The sequence below is a fragment of the Arthrobacter sp. N1 genome (genome assembly GCF_048288285.1).
GTDB lineage: Bacteria > Actinomycetota > Actinomycetes > Actinomycetales > Micrococcaceae > Arthrobacter_D.
On the sequence record NZ_CP102608.1, the window covers coordinates 1,945,025 to 1,960,800 of the forward strand.

The following is a 15,776-nucleotide window of genomic DNA, read 5'->3' on the forward strand; positions in this document are numbered from 1 at the left end:
CCGCGCGGATTGGTGCACCGCCGCCGAAGGCGGTTCAATGAAGGGACACGACCAGTCGACGGTGCCTGGCGCTCTCCCTGCGTCGCCATCCGGCTGGATGACTCCGCGCCGGTGCGTCCGGCGCAGAAGAGGATACGGCTGTGCAGCACGACGGGACCGACAATCACGACACCTGGCTCGAACGCGAGGCGCTGGCAGAGGCGATGATCCCGCTGATCGGGCAGCTCTACCGCAGGAACAACGTGGTGACGAGCATCCACGGGCGCAGCCTCATCAACAAATCGACCATGAACATCCTCAAGGCCCACCGGTTCGCCCGTCGGATCACCACCGAGGAACTCCGGCTCGAGGACACCGCTCCCCTGCTCCGACTGCTCGCGGACCTGGACCTCGGCGCCGCCGCGATCGACCTGGGCCGGCTGAGGCTCGCCTACGACCGGTCCGCCGCAGGCGGTGACAGCCGATCGCTGGAGCAGTTCGTCCGTACCGAGCTCGCGGACATCGTCGGACAGGGCGGCCGCGACGAGCGCACCAGCACCGACGTCGTGCTCTACGGCTTCGGCCGCATCGGCCGCCTCGTGGCGCGCCTGCTCATCGAGAAGGCCGGCGGCGGCCACGGATTGCGGCTGCGCGCCGTCGTCGTGCGCCGCGGATCCGACAACGACCTCGCCAAGCGGGCGAGCCTCCTGCGCCGCGACTCGGTGCACGGCTCCTTCGAGGGCACGATCCAGGTGGACGAGACAGCGAACACCATCACGGCCAACGGCATCAGGATCCAGGTCATCTACTCCGACGATCCCGCCTCGATCGACTACACCGCGTACGGGATCTCCGACGCCCTCGTGGTCGACAACACCGGCCGGTGGCGCGACGCCGACGGCCTCTCCCAGCACCTGCGCAGTACCGGGGTCGCGAAGGTCCTCCTGACCGCGCCCGGCAAGGGGGACCTCAAGAACATCGTGCACGGCATCAACCACGCAGCGATCGGCAAGGAGGACCGCATCATCACCGCGGCCTCCTGCACCACCAACGCCATCACCCCGGTGCTCAAGGCCATCAACGACCGCTTCGGGGTGGTCCACGGACACGTCGAGACCGTCCACTCCTTCACCAACGACCAGAACCTCATCGACAATTTCCACCGCGGTGACCGCCGCGGGCGCTCGGCCGCGCTGAACATGGTGCTGACCGAGACCGGTGCGGCGACGGCTGTGGCGAAGGCCCTGCCGGAACTGGCCGGGAAGCTCACCGGCAGCTCCATCCGCGTACCCACTCCCGACGTGTCCATCGCCATCCTCAACCTGACACTCGAGCGAGCGACCACCAAGGAGGAGGCGAACACCTATCTGCGCGAGATGTCCCTGCACTCGGACATGCGCAAGCAGGTCGACTACATCGACAGTCCGGAGGTCGTGTCCACCGACTTCGTCGGCTCGCGGCGGGCGGGCATCGTCGACGGTCTCGCCACGATCGCCGACGGCACCTACCTGGTCCTCTACGTCTGGTACGACAACGAGTTCGGCTACAGCTGCCAGGTGGTCAGGGTCATGGAGGAGATGGCAGGGGTCCACCCGCCGTCCTACCCCGCGGCAGACGTGGTGCCGGGTGCGGACACGGGCGACGACGCTCCCGATTTCCCTGGTACGGCTGCGGTGACCGCCGACGCCTGAGTGCCGCGCGGAGCGAACGCACGAAGGGCCCGACCATCAGGTCGGGCCCTTCGTTGCGCGAGGAGGAATCAGGCGGACTTGTTCCGCCGCTTGGCCACGACCTCGTGGGAGATGAGTGTCGGCTCGGCGCGCTTGGCGACGACGTCGTCCGTGATCACGACGGTCGCGATGTCCTCGCGGCTCGGGAGGTCGAACATCACGGGCAGGAGGACCTCCTCCATGATGGCGCGCAGACCGCGCGCACCGGTCCCGCGATCGAGCGCCAGATCGGCGATGGCCTCGAGCGCCTTGGGCTCGAACGCCAGTTCGACGCCGTCGAGCAGGAACATCTTCTGGTACTGCTTCATGAGCGCGTTCTTCGGCTCGGTGAGGATCTGCATGAGCGCCGGCCGGTCGAGATGGGTCACCGTGGTGATGACCGGCAGGCGACCGATGAACTCGGGGATCAGCCCGAACTTCAGCAGGTCCTCCGGCATCACGTCCCCGTAGCTGGCCTCCTCGTTCTTGAGGGAGCTCAGCGGAGCACCGAAGCCGATGCCCTTCCGCCCGGCACGCGATCCGATGATCTCCTCCAGTCCGGCGAAGGCGCCGGCGACGATGAACAGGACGTTCGTCGTGTCGATCTGGATGAACTCCTGGTGCGGGTGCTTCCGGCCACCCTGCGGGGGCACCGACGCCACCGTCCCCTCGAGGATCTTGAGGAGAGCCTGCTGCACGCCCTCACCGGAGACGTCCCGGGTGATCGAGGGGTTCTCGCTCTTCCGAGAGATCTTGTCGATCTCGTCGATGTAGATGATGCCCTGCTCGGCCTTCTTGACGTCGTAGTCGGCAGCCTGGATGAGCTTGAGGAGGATGTTCTCGACGTCCTCACCCACGTAGCCCGCCTCCGTCAGCGCCGTCGCGTCGGCGACCGCGAACGGGACGTTGAGGCGGCGGGCGAGGGTCTGGGCGAGATAGGTCTTGCCGCAGCCCGTGGGGCCGATCAGGAGGATGTTGGACTTCGCGATCTCGACGTCCTCGGCCTCGGCCGCATCGGCGAGGGTGCCGGCCGCACGCGGGCCGCTGCCCGACTGGATGCGCTTGTAGTGGTTGTACACGGCGACGGCGAGGGAGCGCTTCGCGGGCTCCTGCCCGACGACGTACTCCTGCAGGAAGTCGAAGATCTCCCGCGGCTTGGGGAGCTCGAAGGTCCCGAGGTCGGCCACCTCGGAGAGCTCCTCCTCGATGATCTCGTTGCAGAGGTCGATGCACTCGTCGCAGATGTACACGCCGGGGCCGGCGATGAGCTTGCGTACCTGCTTCTGGCTCTTCCCGCAGAAGGAGCACTTGAGCAGATCGGTGCTCTCACCAATGCGAGCCATGGTTCAATCCCCTTAGGTATTACGCGATTGCTACCACCACTCTAGGCCACATGCCTGTGGTAGCCGGTATCAAAATGCCCGTGGTGCCGTTCGGCGCCACGGGCATTCTGATCGTCCTGGCCGGGACCCGGACGCTCCGGCCGGCTGCCCTCAGGACCGCCGGACGGACGCCCGGATCACGGGGTGTTGATCTTCGGCGGCGTGATCTTCCGCGAGTTGAGGACCTCGTCCACCAGGCCGTACGCGACGGCGTCGGCGGCGGTGAGGATCTTGTCGCGCTCGATGTCGAGGTTCACCTGCTCGGGCGTACGGCCCGAGTGCAAGGCGAGGGTGTCCTCGAGCCAAGTCCGCATGCGCATGACCTCGTTGGCCTGGATCTCGAGGTCGGAGGCCTGCCCACCCTGGCCGCCGGACAGGGCCGGCTGGTGGATCAGCACGCGGGCGTTGGGCAGGGCGAGACGCTTGCCGGGCGCACCCGCGGCCAGCAGGACCGCCGCGGCACTGGCCGCCTGGCCGAGGCAGACCGTCTGCACCTCGGGGCGGATGAACTGCATGGTGTCGTAGATCGCCGTCATCGCGGTGAAGGAGCCACCGGGCGAGTTGATGTACAGCGTGATGTCGCGCTCAGGGTCCGTGGACTCGAGGACGAGCAGCTGCGCCATGACGTCGTCGGCCGATGCGTCATCGACCTGAGTCCCGAGGAAGATGATGCGGTCCTCGAAGAGCTTGGTGTACGGGTCCTGGCGCTTGAAACCGTAGGGCGTGCGCTCTTCGAACTGGGGGAGGATGTAGCGGCTGGTCGGCAGGTTCTGCGCCGTGGATCCCGCTGCTGCCTGGAATTCGTGGTTCATGGTGTCTCCTGTAGGACGACGGGTGGAGGGCTGGGAGCGGACTACGCGGTCTGCTCGGTGCCGCCGCCGCCGGCGACGGAGCCCGAGTGCGCGGAGATGTGGTCGAAGAAGCCGTACTCGAGGGCTTCCTTGGCCGTGAACCACTTGTCGCGGTCGTTGTCCTTGAGGATCGTCTCGACGGTCTGGCCCGTCTGCTCGGCCGTCAGCTCGGCCATGACGCGCTTCATGTGCAGGATCAGCTCGGCCTGGATCCGGATGTCCGTCGCCGTTCCGCCGATGCCGCCGGACGGCTGGTGCATCAGGATCCGGGCGTGGGGGGTCGCGTACCGCTTGCCCTTGGTGCCCGAGGACAGGAGGAACTGTCCCATGGAGGCCGCGAGACCCGTCGCGACGGTGACGACGTCGTTCGGGATGAACTGCATGGTGTCGTAGATCGCCATGCCCGCGGTCACCGATCCACCCGGTGAGTTGATGTAGAGGAAGATGTCGCGCTCGGGATCCTCCGCCGACAGCAGGAGCAGCTGCGAGCAGATGGCGTTCGCGTTGTCGTCGCGGACCTCGGAACCGAGCCAGATGATGCGCTCCTTGAGGAGTCGCGTGTAGATGTACTCGTCACGGCCGCCCATCTCGGGACCAGCCATGCTCGGGATACTTGGTTCGGTTGCCATGTGGTTGACCTCTCACTCTGGCGGGCCGCTGCCTCGTCGGCCGACCCGTCCGTTTGTCTCTCCTTGGACACTAACCCGCTGCGGCGACGAATTGCTCCCGCTCCGTGAACTGTTCGCTGACGGCGCACGGTCGCGCGGCCGAGCCCCGGCAGGCGTTCGCCCAGGGCCCCCGTCCGCTCGCCGAGGGCTTAAGCACATCAGCGGTGCCGCTGCCCGGGGGCTGCGACACCGCTGACGGTCGTGCGTGGCTACTACTCGGCGGCGGGCTTCTTCGCCGCGGGCTTCTTGGCCGCGGGCTTCTTGGCCGCAGCCTTCTTGGCCGGTGCCTTCTTGGCGGGCTTCTCGACGACCTCTGCGGGCGCGGTGTCCTCGACGACCTCTGCGGGCGCGGTGTCCTCGACGACCTCGGCGTCCTCGGGGGCGGCGGCCTCTTCGACGGGGGCCTCTTCGACGGGGGCCTCGACCGCGTCCGCGGTCTCGTCGGCCTGGAGGTCCTCGGCCGCACCCTGCTCGGTGTCGACGTCGTCGACCTCGATGGTCTCGGGCTCGTCGCCGGCCGGGCGGACGAATTCGGTCAGGTCGATGGCCGCGCCGTTGGTGTCCGTGACCGTCGCGTACTCAAGGACCTTGGCCAGGGCCTTGCGCCGGCGCACCTCGCCGACGATCATCGGCACCTGGCCGCTCTGATCCAGCATCTGGGCGAACTGGTTGGGCTCCATGCCGTACTGGCCGGCCGTGGAGACGATGTAGTCGATCAGCTCGCTCTGGCTGACACCGACCTCTTCCGTCTCGGCGACCGCATCGAGGATGACCTCGTTCTGGAAGGCGCGCTCGGTGTTGCTGCGCACCTCCGCGCGGTGTTCCTCGGTGTCGTGGTCCTCGCCGGCGCTGTGGGCGTTCTCACCGTTGAAGTGCTGCTCGAGCTGCTCGTCGATGACGCTCTCGGGAACGGGCACGGCGACGAGCTCGACCAGCAGGTCCAGCACCTTGTCGCGGGCCTCGACGCCCTGATCCATGAGCTTGGACTCGGAGGCCTGCTTGGCGAGATCGGCGCGCAGTTCATCGGCCGTGTCGAACTCCGATGCCAGCTGGGCGAACTCGTCGTCGACCTCGGGGAGCTCGCGCTCCTTGACGGCCTTGACGACGACCTTGACCTGCGCCGCGGCACCTGCGTGCTCGCCGCCGGCCAGGGTCGTCTCGAACGTGGCGTCCTCGTCGGTGGACAGGCCCGTGACGGCCTCGTCCATGCCCTCGAGCATGGTGCCGGAACCGATCTGGTACGAGAGGTCCTGGGCGGCGTCGACCTCGTCACCCTCCACCGATGCGGTGAGGTCGATGGTGAGGAAGTCGCCGTCCTTCGCGGGGCGGTCGACGGCGGTGAGCGTGCCGAAGCGGCCGCGCAGCTCGTCCATGGCCTTCTGGATGTCCTCGTCCGACGCCTCGACGGGCTCGACCGTGACTTCGAGTCCCTTGTAGTCGGGGAGCTCGATCTCGGGGCGGATGTCCAGCTCGACCGTGAAGGCCAGCTGGCCGTCCTTCTTGGACGGGTCAGGCACCTCGGTGATCTCGACCTCGGGCCGGCTGAGCGGGCGGATGCCCGTCTCCTGCACAGCGCTCTGGTAGAAGCCGTTCAGGCCGTCGTTGACGGCGGTCTCGATGACGTAGCCGCGGCCGACGCGCTGGTCGATGAGCTGCTGGGGAACCTTGCCCTTGCGGAACCCGGGAACCTGGACCTGGGTGGCGATGGTCTTGTAGGCCTCGTCGATGCTGGGCTTCAGTTCCTCGAAGGGGACCTCGACGTTCAGCTTCACCCGGGTGGGGGAAAGGGTTTCAACAGCGCTCTTCACAGCGTAGGACTCCTGAGATGATTGGATTCGGTTCTGCAGCGGAGGCACTTTCCTCATCACATGACAGAGTCGGGGTGACAGGAGTTGAACCTGCGACTTCCTGCTCCCAAAGCAGGCGCTCTACCAAGCTGAGCTACACCCCGTAAGTGCGAGTGTCAGTCTACGCATCTTTGCGGCCGGCTCGCACATTTGGTGATCGCGCGGCCGCTGTGGTGTAGTTGTAGGCGTTCCACGGGGCTCCGCCAGGGGCCCGCTGCGGGGATGTAGCTTAATGGTAAAGCCTCAGTCTTCCAAACTGATTACGCGGGTTCGATTCCCGTCATCCCCTCATCGCCCGACACGGCAGACACCCGGACCCCTGGTCCGGGTGTTCCTCGTTAAGCTGCGCATGCCGCATCCCCCGCATCCCCCGCGGCGTCAGTCGGCCTGGCAGGACGGGCACCAGTAGACCGTGCGGGCCGCCATCTCCGCGCTGAGGATCGCCGTGCCGCAGCGACGGCAGGGCTCGCCCGTCCGCTTGTAGACATAGGTGGGGGCGGATCGCTTCGGCCGTCCGTTCCGCGCCTCGACCGTCGTCGTGATGATGCGCCCTTCGCGGACTCCGTCCCTCATGAGCCGGACGGTATCGGCCCAGATCCCCAGGGCCTCGTCCTCCCTCAGCTGCTTGCCCGGGCGCCAGGGGTTGATGCCCTGCAGGAACAGCACCTCTGCGCGGTAGATGTTGCCGATCCCCGCGATGACCGCCTGGTTCATGAGCTGGATCCCGACGGGCGTGATGCTCGACATGACCTTCGTGACGAAGGCCGATCCGTCCGGCCGGGGCCGGAGCGGATCCGGGCCGAGCTTGGCCCGGGCCACCTTCTCCTCCGCGGCGGTGATCACCTCGCAGGCCGTCGGTCCACGGAGATCGGCCCAGCCGTGATCGGACACGAGGCGGACGCGCACCGCACCCACCGGGTCCGGTGGTCCCGCATAGGCCGCCGGGCCGCCGTCGGAGGGCTGCTCCGACTCCCCCACGCGGCGGGGTGCACCGATGCTCGAGGCTCCGCGGAACGTGGCGTCCCCGCCGAAGCTCCACGCGCCGTACAGACCGAGGTGGATCCGGAGGACGCGGTCGTTGTCGAACCGCAGGAACATCTGCTTGCCGTGCGCGAGCGCGCTGACGAGGGTTGCGCCGTCGAGCTGCTCCGCCCCGGCGGCGAACCGACCCTGCGGACTGGAGACGGCGAGCCGCGCACCGGTGAAGACGGAGGTGAACTGCTTCGCCAGGCGGTGGACCGAGTGGCCCTCAGGCAACGCTGCCCGTTTCCTCGAAGCGGGTGACCTGGGCGATCCTGCGGCTGTGCCGCTCCGCCCCGCTGAAGGGTTCGGCCAGGAAGGCCTCGATGATGGCGGTCGCCTCGTCCACCGAGTGCTGCCGCCCGCCGACGGCCACCACGTTGGCGTCGTTGTGCTGCCGCGCGAGGCGGGCGGTATCGAGGCTCCACGCAAGCGCCGCCCGGATCCCGCGCACCTTGTTGGCAGCGATCTGCTCGCCATTGCCCGAACCCCCGAGGACGATGCCGAGCGCTTCGACGCCCGCCGCCTGGTCGGCGACGACGGCCGCTGCCGCGTCGATGCAGAAGGAGGGATAGTCGTCCTCCGGGTCGTACGACGTCGGGCCGTGGTCGATGACCTCGTGCCCGGCCCGGACGAGGTGGGAGAGGAGGTGGGCACTGAGCTCCATGCCGGCGTGGTCGGTGGCGAGGTGGACGCGCATGGCGATCTGTTCCTTCTGGAGGGCGCCGGTCGGCCCGGCGGCGACCGGGCAGGGGTCCCGGCGGTGGAGGTGGGACGATGCCAGCCTAGTCCGCTGCCGGCGGGGCCGACCACGCGCGCGAGCTCACCGGCGGAGTGAGAGAATCGGAGCGCCGCGTAACCCGCATCACACGCGACGTACCCGTACCCCACCCTGGAGGCGATCCTTGCCCGGTCTGAACCTGACGCGCGACGAAGCACGCACGCGCGTCGATCTGCTCACCGTCCACTCCTACGAGGTCACGCTCGACCTGACCCGCGGCGATCGCCTCTTCCGGTCGACGACCGTGGTCACCTTCGATGCGCAGCAGGGCGCATCGACGTTCATCGACGCCGTGACGGACACGGTCCACCGCGTCGAGCTCAACGGCGTGAGCCTCGACCCCGCCGCAGTGGCCGACGGCGTCCGCATCCAGTTGCCGTCGCTGTCCGCGAGCAACCGCCTTGTCGTCGAGGCCGACATGCCCTACATGAACACGGGCGAGGGGCTCCACCGCTTCACGGACCCCGTGGACGGCGAGGTGTACCTCTACACGCAGTTCGAGGTGCCCGATTCCCGGCGGGTGTTCGCCGTCTTCGAGCAGCCGGACCTCAAGTCCACCTTCCGTTTCTCGGTGACGGCGCCGTCGCACTGGGACGTCATCTCGAACTCGACCACACCGGAGCCTGTCCAGGCGGTGTCCGCCGCCGACGGCGGGGCGGCGTCCACCTGGTACTTCGAACCGACACCGGTCATGTCCTCGTACGTGACCGCCCTGATCGCCGGCCCCTACCAGTCCGTGCGCAGCGAGCTGACGAGTTCCGACGGCCGCACCATCCCGCTCGGCGTCTTCGCCCGCAAGTCCCTCATGCAGTACATGGACGCGGAGAACATCTTCGCGCTGACACGGCAGGGCTTCGCGTTCTACGAGGAGCAGTTCGGCGCCCCCTATCCGTTCGAGAAGTACGACCAGCTGTTCGTCCCCGAGTTCAACGCGGGTGCCATGGAGAATGCCGGCGCCGTCACCTTCGTCGAGACGTACGTGTTCCGCTCACGCGTGCCCGACGCGACCGTCGAGCGCCGCGCCATCACGATCCTCCACGAACTGGCCCACATGTGGTTCGGTGATCTGGTCACGATGCGGTGGTGGAACGATCTCTGGCTCAACGAGTCCTTCGCCGAGTTCATGTCCACCCTCGCCGCCGCCGAGGCGACCGAGTTCACGCAGGCGTGGACCACCTTCACCATCCTCGAGAAGGGCTGGGCGTACCGGCAGGACCAGTTGCCGAGCACCCATCCGATCGTCGCGCAGATCAACGACCTCGAGGACGTGCAGGTCAACTTCGACGGCATCACCTACGCCAAGGGCGCCTCGGTGCTCAAGCAGCTCGTGGCCTGGGTGGGCCAGGAGGAGTTCATGCAGGGTGTACGCCAGTACTTCGCGAAGCACTCGTGGAAGAACACGGAACTGGTGGATCTCCTCTCCGAGCTCGAGGCAGCCAGCGGCCGCGACCTGAAGGAGTGGTCAGCCCTCTGGCTCGAGACCGCAGGGGTCAACACCCTGCGTCCAGAGTTCGAGACGGACGGGAACGGCGCCTTCACCTCGTTCGCCATCGTGCAGAGTGCCATCGAGGCCTTCCCCACCATCCGACCGCACCGCCTCGCCGTCGGCCTCTACGACCACGACGACGACGGCGCGCTGGTGCGGGTGCACCGGGTGGAGCTCGACGTCGACGGCGAGCGCACGGAGGTGCCGGAGCTCGTGGGACAGCGGCAGCCGGCGCTCGTCCTGCTCAACGACGACGACCTCGCCTACGCCAAGATCCGTCTCGACCCGGCATCGCTGCGCACCTCGGTCCGCCACGTCAAGGACTTCAGGGACTCGCTCCCCCGGACCCTGGTGCTGGCCTCCGCCTGGGATGCCGCCCGTGACGGCGAGACGCCGGCCCGCGACTACGTGGAGCTCGTACTGCAGAACATCGGTGCGGAATCGGACTCGTCGGTGGTCCTCGTCCTGCTGCGCCAGCTCGCCTCGACCCTGACCTTCTACGTCACGCCGGAGGACAGGGAGGCGATGGGCGATGCCGCGGCGGACAGCCTCCTCGAGCTCGCCCTGACCGCCGATCCGGGGTCCGATGCCCAGCTGCAGTTCACCCGCGCGTTCTCCTCGCACGCCCGCACGTCGGCGCACCTCGACACCGTCGAGGCGATGCTGACGGGAGTCACCGTGCCCGAGGGCATCACCGTCGACCAGGACCTCCGCTGGGAACTGGTGACGAGCCTGGTGGTCGGCGGCCGCTACGGGACCGCGGAGATCGAGGCCGAACTCGGACGCGATTCGACGGCGACGGGCGAGCTGGCCGCTGCAGCGGCCACGGCGGCTCTCCCGACCGCAGCTGCGAAGGACGCCGCGTGGTCGGCCCTCGTGGAGTCGACCGACCTGCCGAACGCCACGCAGCGCTCGATGATCTCCGGCTTCACCCGGGTGCACGACCGCTCGCTGCTCGAGCCGTTCGCCGACCGGTACTTCGCGTCCATCCGGGACGTGTGGGCCACCCGCACGCACGAGATCGCCCAGCAGATCGTCGTCGGGCTCTATCCGTCGCTGCTGACCACCCAGGACACCCTCGACCGGACCGATGCCTTCCTCGCCGGGCTCGGCGACGCATCACCCTCGCTGCGGCGGCTCGTGCTCGAGAGCCGTGACGGCGTGGTCCGGGCGCTGACCGCGCAGGCAGCCGACAGGTAGCCACGACGCGGGTCGTATCCCCTGCGGGCGTGCATCCCGTCGACGGGGAGGACCGGACCGGTCCTCCCCGTTCGCGTCCGCGCGTCAGGCCCGGAGGCGCAGGGCAGGCGTGCCGCGAGCGGCTCTCAGGTCGGGCAGGCGCGACGACGGCGGACTAGGGTCGGACTAGGGTCGGACCATGAACCTGCAGGAACACCGCTATTCCGCCCGCCTCCGCTGGACGGGCAACCTCGGGCCGGGCACCACCGGCTACCGCACCTACAGCCGGGACCACCAGGTGGAGGTGGACGGACCGGGCCTGCTGCTCGGCACGGCCGATCCCACCTTCCACGGTTCCCGGGACCGCTGGAACCCGGAGCAGCTGCTGCTGACCGCCGTCGCGCAGTGCCACATGCTCTCCTACCTCCATGTGGCGGTCAAGGCAGGAGTGGTGGTCACCGCCTACTCGGACACACCCGAAGGAACCATGCGGCTCAACCGCGACGGCAGCGGGGAATTCACCGCGATCATCCTCCGACCGCATGTGGAACTCGCCGATGCCGACCACACCCCGCTGGCGGACACCCTGCACGCCGAGGCGAACCGCCTGTGCTTCATCGCGCGGTCGGTCTCGTTCCCCGTCCATCACGAACCGACCTCCTCGGGACCGGCGGGTGCGGCGTAGGAGCGGGCGACCGCCGGCCGGGCCGCGGTCGCGGGTGGACCGCGGCGCGGCTGTAGCCTGTTAAGGCACCCCGCGCCTACCCCTCCGGGCGGACCCCACGGCGCCTGCTCGAAAGCGATTCCATGACCTTCCTCCCCTCCCTCGGCTACGGCGGCCAGATCCTCGGCGCGCTGATCGTCCTGATCGGCGCACTGCTGCTCTGGCTCGTGGTCCGCTACCTGATCACCCGGGCCGTCACCCGGGTGCAGAACGGGTACAGCGTCTTCAAGAAGCCGCACTTCAAGTGGGCCCAGCCGGCTCTCCGACCCTTCGACAGCGCGCGCCGCGTGCAGCGGGCCGAGACGATCGGCGGCCTCCTCTCCAGCGTCACCGCCGGCACCATCGCGATCGTGGCGATCCTCATGGCCATCGACACGCTGGGCTTCAACATCGGACCGATCCTCGCGAGCGTGGGCATCGTGGGTATCGCGATCGGCTTCGGCGCCCGCGAGGTCATCCGCGACGCCTTCCTGGGGTTCTTCATCACCATCGAGGACCAGTACGGCATCGGTGACACGATCGAGGTGGGCGACACCGTCGGCGTCGTCCAGTCGCTCGGTCTGCGCATCACCCGCATGATCGACGAGGACGGGGCCATCTGGTACGTCCGCAACGGCGACATCACCAAAGTGGGCAACCGCTCGCAGGGCGACTACGTGGCACCTCCCGCCGATCCCCCGATCTCCCCTGCCGCCGACGCGGCGGCACCCGGTACCGCCCCTGCGTCCTCGCCTGCGTCCTCGCGGGCCGCCGTTGCTGCCGCTCCTGCGGCTTCCTCACCCACAACCCTCGCCGCCCCTCCGGCGGCCTCCTCACCGGAGGGTCGGGCATGAGCGGCCCAACGCCCGACGGCGTCGCCCAGCCGCCGGCAGGTGCGGAGCGCGCCGGTTCGGACCCCGCGTCGCCTCCGCCGGAGCCGAACGGGCAGGAGCCGCGCCGACCAGGCATACCGGAGCCGGAAGGACGCCGGTCCGACGCGCGCCCGCAGGGATCCCCGACGTCCATGCCCCTCTCGCCGTCGGCCGGCGGTCGGGCAGCCCTCCCGGTCGAGCGGCTGGTCGCCGCCGGGCAGACCTTCAGCCAGCCCGAGTACACGGAGAACTTCTACGACGCGATCGGTGGCCATCCGACCTTCGTGCGCCTCGTCGACGTGTTCTACGACGGCGTGGCCGAGGACGAGGTCCTCCGTCCGATGTACCCGGAGCAGGACCTCGGCCCCGCCAAGGAACGGCTCCTGTTGTTCCTCGAGCAGTACTGGGGCGGTCCGAAGACCTACGGCGAGCAACGCGGCCATCCGCGGCTGCGCATGCGGCACATGCCGTTCCGCGTCGGGCCCGAGGCACGGGACCACTGGCTCCGGCACATGCGGTCGGCCGTCGACGCGCTCGACCTCGCTCCGCTGCACGAGGCCACCCTGTGGGACTACCTCGACCGGGCCGCCCACTCGATGGTCAACGCGGCCGACTGACGTCAACGCAGCCGACTGACAGCGCCCCCCCCCCCCCCCGGCCGAGAAGCGCCTTCCTTCGTCGAGCTCGGCGGCGATCCCCGCCGCACCCGGTGGGCACCGCGTGGCATCGCATCGCGTGACACTGGGTGACAGCGCGTGGGGACGGTCGTGACAGCGCGTTGGGACGGTCGTGACAGCGCGTGGGGACGGTCGTGACAGCGCGTGGGGACGGTCGTGACAGCGCGTGGGGACGGTTGTGACGCGATGGGCCGGTCATCACCACGGGCGCGGGTTGTGCCCCAGGGGTGCCCCCTTGTGACCGGCGCCTGCGCAGACACGCGCCGCTGCGGCCTGACGCCGGCTCCCGACGACCGGTCAGAAGAGCGCTGCGGCCCGGACCAGGATGTGGCCGCGGCCCGTGCTCACGCGGGACCAACGACCGTTCGTGTGCACCGTCGCATCGCCCTCAGGATCGAGGAAGCCGAGGCTGAACGCACCGAACGCCGCTCCCGCGGCGACCGATCCCGGCACACCGTCGAGCTCCCGGCCCCACACCGCGGCGCGGGCGCTGCTCACAACGGGTGCCCCTGCACGGTCGGGAAGGCTTCTGGCCACCTCGCCGATACCGTTCCGTGCAGCCTGCTCCAGGAGGCTGTTGGGGATCGAGCCGACGGGCGTCCAGCCCGATCGCGGCGGCAGGACGCCCGCCCAGGCCTCCGTGACCGTCACCGTGGGAAGCGTGAACGCCAGGTCGCCGTCCTGCATCCGGGCGAGGCGGTCGAGCACCGACCCGAGCGCGACGGTCGTGTCCACCGGACCGATCAAAGGGTGGGCGGCATCGAGCGCCATGGTCCTCAGGCCGAGGACCGTGGGTAACGCTTCGCCGAGGACGGTCGGGCCGAGGGTGCGGACGTACGCGGCGAGGACCGGACCCGAGGCGACCAGGCGCATGCCGCCGTCGTCGTTCGCCCTGGCCCGTGCGCTGAACGTGCGGAAATCGGCAACGGTCGGAGTGTCGGCGAATCGGAGCACGGGATCGGGCACGACGTCGCTACCTGGCACGCGCACGACGGAAGGGGACGGGCTCGCCCTGCCACGATCCGAGGATGTCCTTCTGGGTCCCGGACAGGCGGACCGGCCGGCCCGTGCTGCGACTCACGAGAACCATGGTGGTTGCTGCGATGGCACTGGTCACACTCCCCGCCGGCCCGATGCGGTCCCGCACCGCGTAGCCGAGGTCGAAGCTGGACACCCCGACAGCGGTGGTCCAGAGATCCACCGCCGCCGGGACCGTGCTGAAGTTCAGGGGCGCGAGGTATTCGATCTCCTGCCGGCCCACCAGTGTGTAGTGGTCCGGGTCGACGGTGTCCATGAAGGAGAGCCCGCCGGCCGGACGGCTCATGAGCTGCACGCGGGCGTCCTCGAGGAACTGGAAGTAGCGAACGTTGTTGACGTGGCCGTAGGAGTCCTCGTCGCCGAAGCGCAGGTGGAGGGGAAGGGTGTGGACCGTGGACATGACCTCATCCTCGCAAAGGCAGCCACACCGAATCCAATCCGCGGGCGCCGGCCTCGTCGACGACCGGAGGGCAAGCAGCGGTGTTGAGCGCCGCAGGGTCGGCGTCTACTGTCAGAAGACGTCAGGGAGCCGTCGCTCCCACAGCACCCGTCCCGAGGAGACCCCGAACCATGGCAGAACACCGGCCCCGCGCGACCGCACCGCGAGCGGCAGGACCGTCCGGCACGTCGGAGTCGCCGGGAGAGGAGACCGCCGCCGGGTCGTCGGACTCCGTGACGGATCCCACGGCGGCCCTCCTCGACCTGCTCGACCTGAGCCCGGCCGAGGGTGCCCAGACGGACGAGGAGATCTTCGTCGGCACCTCCGCACGGCAGCCCAGCCGCAGGGTGTTCGGCGGTCAGGTCCTCGCGCAGTCCCTGATCGCCGCCATGCGCACCGTCGAACCGACGCGGGACGTCCACTCGATGCACGGGTACTTCCTGCGTGCCGGGGACGCCGACAAGCCCATCACCTTCGGGGTCCAGCGCCTGAGGGACGGACGCTCCTTCTCCGCCCGGCGCACCCACGCGTATCAGAACGGCGTCCCCATCCTGTCCATGATCGCGTCCTTCCAGGAGCCCGACGACGGCGTGGAGCACCAGGATCCGATGCCGGCCGGCGTACCCGATCCGGAGGACCTGCCCACGACGGCGGACCTCCTCGGCGGGTTCGACCATCCGGTCGCGCGGGCCTGGGCCTACGAGCGCCCCTTCGACATCCGGCACATCGACGCGCCCCTCTATCTCACCAACGAGGGCTCGAAGGAACCGCGGAACGCCGTCTGGATGCGCAGCCTCGGCCCGATGCCGGACGATCCCGACCTGCACCGCGCCGCCCTCGCCTACGCGAGCGACTACACCCTGCTCGAATCGATCCTGCGACCGCACGGGCTCAGCTGGATCCAGCCCGGCATGAGTGTGGCGAGCCTCGACCATGCCATGTGGTGGCACCGGCCGGTCAGGGTCGACGAGTGGCTCCTCTACGTGCAGAGTTCGCCGAGTGCGTCCGGCGCGCGGGGGCTGGCCGCCGGCCGCATCTACAACCGGGGCGGAGAACTCGTCGCCAGCGTGGCGCAGGAGGGCATGATCCGCATCCCGCGGGACTGACCACCAGGCGGAGTCATGCCGGCCGGACCGGCGTCTCGT

At 69.0% G+C, this 15,776-nt stretch carries 14 protein-coding genes and 2 tRNA genes; 7 read left to right on the top strand and 9 right to left on the bottom strand.

Going from position 1 to position 15,776, the window contains the following annotated elements:
• Window positions 1-203 precede the first annotated feature (203 nt).
• On the top strand, window positions 204-1,670 hold the full coding sequence (locus NVV32_RS08825; protein ID WP_235498958.1) for a glyceraldehyde-3-phosphate dehydrogenase: 1,467 nt from the start codon (window positions 204-206) through the stop codon (window positions 1,668-1,670).
• Window positions 1,671-1,738: 68 nt separating this feature from the next.
• Here the strand turns inward: NVV32_RS08825 and clpX are convergent, their stop codons facing one another.
• The 5 genes from clpX to NVV32_RS08850 all read right to left on the bottom strand — a co-directional run bounded on the left by clpX (window position 1,739) and on the right by NVV32_RS08850 (window position 6,540).
• A complete protein-coding gene (gene clpX, locus NVV32_RS08830; protein ID WP_055771521.1) occupies window positions 1,739-3,031 on the bottom strand; it encodes an ATP-dependent Clp protease ATP-binding subunit ClpX in 1,293 nt (430 codons plus the stop codon).
• A 176-nt stretch (window positions 3,032-3,207) separates the two neighbouring features.
• Window positions 3,208-3,882: an ATP-dependent Clp protease proteolytic subunit gene (locus tag NVV32_RS08835; protein ID WP_055771523.1), complete on the bottom strand. Its 675-nt coding sequence runs from the start codon at window positions 3,880-3,882 to the stop codon at window positions 3,208-3,210.
• Between the two features lie 41 nt (window positions 3,883-3,923).
• A complete protein-coding gene (locus tag NVV32_RS08840) occupies window positions 3,924-4,550 on the bottom strand; it encodes an ATP-dependent Clp protease proteolytic subunit (protein WP_277819703.1) in 627 nt (208 codons plus the stop codon).
• A 251-nt stretch (window positions 4,551-4,801) separates the two neighbouring features.
• Window positions 4,802-6,397 (bottom strand): trigger factor, encoded by a 1,596-nt coding sequence (gene tig / locus NVV32_RS08845; protein WP_422389885.1) that lies wholly within the window; start codon window positions 6,395-6,397, stop codon window positions 4,802-4,804.
• Window positions 6,398-6,466: 69 nt separating this feature from the next.
• Window positions 6,467-6,540 (bottom strand) — tRNA-Pro (locus tag NVV32_RS08850).
• Between the two features lie 114 nt (window positions 6,541-6,654).
• Here NVV32_RS08850 and NVV32_RS08855 point away from each other — a divergent pair.
• A tRNA-Gly gene (locus NVV32_RS08855) sits at window positions 6,655-6,725 on the top strand.
• A gap of 89 nt (window positions 6,726-6,814) precedes the next feature.
• Here NVV32_RS08855 and NVV32_RS08860 read toward each other — a convergent pair.
• Both NVV32_RS08860 and NVV32_RS08865 read right to left on the bottom strand, forming a co-directional pair.
• On the bottom strand, window positions 6,815-7,693 hold the full coding sequence (locus NVV32_RS08860; protein WP_055771531.1) for an Fpg/Nei family DNA glycosylase: 879 nt from the start codon (window positions 7,691-7,693) through the stop codon (window positions 6,815-6,817).
• Window positions 7,686-8,156, bottom strand: coding sequence for a ribose-5-phosphate isomerase (locus NVV32_RS08865; RefSeq protein ID WP_055771534.1), 471 nt, complete (start codon window positions 8,154-8,156; stop codon window positions 7,686-7,688). The genes NVV32_RS08860 and NVV32_RS08865 overlap by 8 nt, the downstream gene beginning before the upstream one ends.
• 214 nt (window positions 8,157-8,370) lie before the next feature.
• Here NVV32_RS08865 and pepN point away from each other — a divergent pair, with 214 nt between their 5' ends.
• The 4 genes from pepN (at window position 8,371) to NVV32_RS08885 (ending at window position 13,094) form a co-directional block, all read left to right on the top strand.
• Window positions 8,371-10,923, top strand: a complete 2,553-nt coding sequence (pepN, locus tag NVV32_RS08870) for an aminopeptidase N (RefSeq protein ID WP_055771622.1) — start codon at window positions 8,371-8,373, stop codon at window positions 10,921-10,923.
• A gap of 178 nt (window positions 10,924-11,101) precedes the next feature.
• A complete protein-coding gene (locus tag NVV32_RS08875; protein ID WP_422389886.1) occupies window positions 11,102-11,587 on the top strand; it encodes an OsmC family protein in 486 nt (161 codons plus the stop codon).
• Window positions 11,588-11,709: 122 nt separating this feature from the next.
• The gene (locus NVV32_RS08880) at window positions 11,710-12,459 is read left to right on the top strand and encodes a mechanosensitive ion channel family protein (protein ID WP_422389887.1); all 750 of its coding nucleotides are present in this window, start codon (window positions 11,710-11,712) and stop codon (window positions 12,457-12,459) included.
• Window positions 12,460-12,629: 170 nt separating this feature from the next.
• Window positions 12,630-13,094, top strand: a complete 465-nt coding sequence (locus tag NVV32_RS08885) for a globin (RefSeq protein WP_422392026.1) — start codon at window positions 12,630-12,632, stop codon at window positions 13,092-13,094.
• A 357-nt stretch (window positions 13,095-13,451) separates the two neighbouring features.
• Here NVV32_RS08885 and NVV32_RS08890 read toward each other — a convergent pair whose 3' ends face one another.
• On the bottom strand, window positions 13,452-14,144 hold the full coding sequence (locus NVV32_RS08890) for a hypothetical protein (protein ID WP_422389888.1): 693 nt from the start codon (window positions 14,142-14,144) through the stop codon (window positions 13,452-13,454).
• Window positions 14,128-14,592 (bottom strand): acyl-CoA thioesterase, encoded by a 465-nt coding sequence (locus tag NVV32_RS08895; RefSeq protein WP_422389889.1) that lies wholly within the window; start codon window positions 14,590-14,592, stop codon window positions 14,128-14,130. The genes NVV32_RS08890 and NVV32_RS08895 overlap by 17 nt, the downstream gene beginning before the upstream one ends.
• A gap of 170 nt (window positions 14,593-14,762) precedes the next feature.
• Here NVV32_RS08895 and NVV32_RS08900 point away from each other — a divergent pair, with 170 nt between their 5' ends.
• On the top strand, window positions 14,763-15,737 hold the full coding sequence (locus NVV32_RS08900) for an acyl-CoA thioesterase (protein ID WP_422389890.1): 975 nt from the start codon (window positions 14,763-14,765) through the stop codon (window positions 15,735-15,737).
• Window positions 15,738-15,776 lie beyond the last annotated feature (39 nt).

What these genes read in the sequence shown, in the direction of transcription:
- NVV32_RS08825 (WP_235498958.1), top strand. Translation starts at nt 204, where the DNA reads ATGATCCCGCTGATCGGGCAGCTCTACCGCAGGAACAACGTGGTGACG.
- clpX (WP_055771521.1), bottom strand. Translation starts at nt 3,031, where the DNA reads ATGGCTCGCATTGGTGAGAGCACCGATCTGCTCAAGTGCTCCTTCTGC.
- NVV32_RS08835 (WP_055771523.1), bottom strand. Translation starts at nt 3,882, where the DNA reads ATGAACCACGAATTCCAGGCAGCAGCGGGATCCACGGCGCAGAACCTG.
- NVV32_RS08840 (WP_277819703.1), bottom strand. Translation starts at nt 4,550, where the DNA reads ATGGCAACCGAACCAAGTATCCCGAGCATGGCTGGTCCCGAGATGGGC.
- NVV32_RS08865 (WP_055771534.1), bottom strand. Translation starts at nt 8,156, where the DNA reads ATGCGCGTCCACCTCGCCACCGACCACGCCGGCATGGAGCTCAGTGCC.
- NVV32_RS08875 (WP_422389886.1), top strand. Translation starts at nt 11,102, where the DNA reads ATGAACCTGCAGGAACACCGCTATTCCGCCCGCCTCCGCTGGACGGGC.
- NVV32_RS08880 (WP_422389887.1), top strand. Translation starts at nt 11,710, where the DNA reads ATGACCTTCCTCCCCTCCCTCGGCTACGGCGGCCAGATCCTCGGCGCG.
- NVV32_RS08885 (WP_422392026.1), top strand. Translation starts at nt 12,630, where the DNA reads ATGCCCCTCTCGCCGTCGGCCGGCGGTCGGGCAGCCCTCCCGGTCGAG.
- NVV32_RS08895 (WP_422389889.1), bottom strand. Translation starts at nt 14,592, where the DNA reads ATGTCCACGGTCCACACCCTTCCCCTCCACCTGCGCTTCGGCGACGAG.
- NVV32_RS08900 (WP_422389890.1), top strand. Translation starts at nt 14,763, where the DNA reads ATGGCAGAACACCGGCCCCGCGCGACCGCACCGCGAGCGGCAGGACCG.